The 2,435-nt window shown below is 24.8% G+C and carries 4 protein-coding genes; all 4 read left to right on the top strand.

Annotated elements, in window-relative coordinates:
* Positions 1 to 194: 194 nt before the first annotated feature.
* Positions 195 to 1,193, top strand: coding sequence for a CDP-glycerol glycerophosphotransferase family protein (locus BUB63_RS12985; protein ID WP_073250419.1), 999 nt, complete (start codon positions 195 to 197; stop codon positions 1,191 to 1,193).
* 13 nt (positions 1,194 to 1,206) lie between these two features.
* Positions 1,207 to 1,611 (top strand): glycerol-3-phosphate cytidylyltransferase, encoded by a 405-nt coding sequence (gene tagD / locus BUB63_RS12980; RefSeq protein WP_073250416.1) that lies wholly within the window; start codon positions 1,207 to 1,209, stop codon positions 1,609 to 1,611.
* A gap of 90 nt (positions 1,612 to 1,701) precedes the next feature.
* On the top strand, positions 1,702 to 1,878 hold the full coding sequence (locus tag BUB63_RS12975; RefSeq protein WP_073250413.1) for a YjfB family protein: 177 nt from the start codon (positions 1,702 to 1,704) through the stop codon (positions 1,876 to 1,878).
* A gap of 4 nt (positions 1,879 to 1,882) precedes the next feature.
* A complete protein-coding gene (locus BUB63_RS13690; RefSeq protein WP_159431480.1) occupies positions 1,883 to 2,059 on the top strand; it encodes a hypothetical protein in 177 nt (58 codons plus the stop codon).
* Positions 2,060 to 2,435 lie beyond the last annotated feature (376 nt).

Here is a 2,435-nt window from a genome sequence, read left to right as displayed (position 1 = left end):
CTAAGATTTCTTATAAATATTTTTCAGTTTAATTTTTGGTTGGTGAATAATTCAGGTTTAATAATCAAGTTGATATAAAATATAATGATATAGGTTTTGTTTTTTCAACTCCGTTACATTATTATTTATATAAAGATACTATTTTTGAATTAGAAAAAAGGGGTATATTACCACATATAATAATAAATGATTATATGAGATATGATGAAAACTATAGAAATATGTATATAGAAAATATGAATTTTCTATATAAAGAATTTAATAACAAGTATAAAATTTTGTTTTTATCTGATATTAAAAAGTATGGTATTAAATATAAATGTTTAATTACAAATACATATTATGGAAAAGAAGTAATGGAATCAGGAAAATACAATTTTAGGTTTATGTATGGATTTGCAAAAGAAGTTTATGCATGTAGTTGGTGGAATATATTATATGATAAAATATTTTGTTTTGGCTCATATGACTTTAATAAACTTAATATATATAATACTTGTGAAAAAGTTGGATATCCTAAATTCGATAGATGGTTTACAGAAAAAGAGCTTTTAAAAAAAGAAGCCATAAAGGATTTTGCATTAGATAAAAATAAAAAGACATTATTATATACTCCGACATATGGTAGGTTATCTTCAATTGATAGTTGGTTAGAAATTATTTATGAGTTAAAAGAAAATTATAATATAATTATAAAGCTGCATCATGGAACAGCATATTTAAAAGAGGAAGAAGATAGAAAAAATAAGATTTTTAATTTATTTGAAAATGTAGTGGATGATAAGTATGATATTTTAAGATTATTTGCAGTTTCAGATTATTTATTATTTGATAATAGTGGGATTTTATTTGATGGCATATTATCTGATATTAATTTGATAAAATTGTATATGGATATTCAAGGATGTGAAGAAATAACAGATTATAGAAGCATAGAACAGAAAATAAGTAATGAAATTATAACAGTATATAATGGAGAAGATTTAAAAAAAGTATTAGAAAATGAAAATATATTTGAATATCAAAAGGAAATTAGGATTAAATTAAGAAATGAATTTTTTCAATTTACGGATGGTAAATCTTCAGAAAGAGTAGTAAATGTTATAATGGATTATATTAGTGATAAAATTGAGGAAAAAAACGATAATTTCTTTAGACAAAATTTACTAAGTATAATCAAAAAACATGTTTAGGGATGATTTTTTTATGAAAAAAGTTATTACTTATGGAACTTTTGATTTGTTACATTATGGACATATAAATTTATTGAAAAGAGCAAAAGAATTTGGAGATTTTTTAATTGTTGGATTATCAACTGACGAGTTTAATTTAATAAAAGGAAAAAAGGCTTATTTTAATTATGAGCAAAGAAAAGTTTTACTTGAATCAATTAAATATGTAGATTACGTTATACCTGAAACTTGTTGGGAACAAAAAATGATTGATATTAAAAAATATAATATTGATGTTTTTGTTATAGGTGATGATTGGGAAGGAAAGTTTGATTTTTTAAAAGATATATGTGAAGTTATATATATACCAAGAACACCTGAAATATCAACTACAAAAATAAAATTAGATTTGAACGCAAGAATTCCTAGGAAATTTTGAAAAATTATGAATAAAAATTAAAACAAGCAGAATAAATTTGCAATATAGATAAATGTGATTTGAAAAAGAAAGTAAAAAGGAGGAGGTTGAATGGACATAGCTGCCCTATCAATCAACCTAAACCAAGCAAAAGTCGCTCAAGAAACAAGCCTTGCAGTAATGAAGCTTGCAATGGAAACAGGTAAGCAAACTGTCAATGAAACAGTTAAGATGATAGAAAAGAGTGTTGACCCAAATTTAGGAAGAATAATAGATGTAAGTGTGTGAAGTTATGGATGAAAAAGAAGAGTTAATAAAAGAACTTCAACGGGTAAAATATAGAATACAAATTCTTGATATGATAGAGGAACGATTAATAATGATGAGGCAATTAGCTGTTGAAGCTTTTGAAAATGACTTGAGTAAGGCTGAAAGAGAAGAAATAGGAAAGCAGATTCAAAAGCTTTAGCAGGAAATAATGTTACTTGAAATGGAAAATACCAATGAGCAGTAGAAGACCTAAAAGGGTCTTTTTTCTTTAGAAAGTGAATTTAAAATATAAACGCAACTCGCTGAAAAACTTATAAAAATCTCGCTGAAAAACAATTGACAGAATGAACTACAAATCAAAATTCCATCATTTCCAATACTTCATCAACAATTACACCAATCAAAACTCGTTGAATAATTCAAATTAAGCAACTAGTTAAAGAGATGATTAAAAAGAAGCTGAAAAATAAAATTTCAAATAGATGTTAAACCTGCAGAATAATAAGGGGAAGGTAATGCTAAAAGCAAAAGCCTTCCCTTTTAACATTTAAGCCAAAATGCTAAAGCTATATAAA

Source organism: Caloramator proteoclasticus DSM 10124, from assembly GCF_900129265.1.
Lineage (GTDB): Bacteria > Bacillota > Clostridia > Clostridiales > Caloramatoraceae > Thermobrachium > Thermobrachium proteoclasticum.
This window is presented reverse-complemented; position numbering and strand designations above follow the sequence as displayed.

Coding starts and splice junctions, on each gene's coding strand:
- BUB63_RS12975 (WP_073250413.1), top strand. CDS start 1,702: ATGGACATAGCTGCCCTATCAATCAACCTAAACCAAGCAAAAGTCGCT.
- BUB63_RS12985 (WP_073250419.1), top strand. CDS start 195: ATGAGATATGATGAAAACTATAGAAATATGTATATAGAAAATATGAAT.
- BUB63_RS13690 (WP_159431480.1), top strand. CDS start 1,883: ATGGATGAAAAAGAAGAGTTAATAAAAGAACTTCAACGGGTAAAATAT.
- tagD (WP_073250416.1), top strand. CDS start 1,207: ATGAAAAAAGTTATTACTTATGGAACTTTTGATTTGTTACATTATGGA.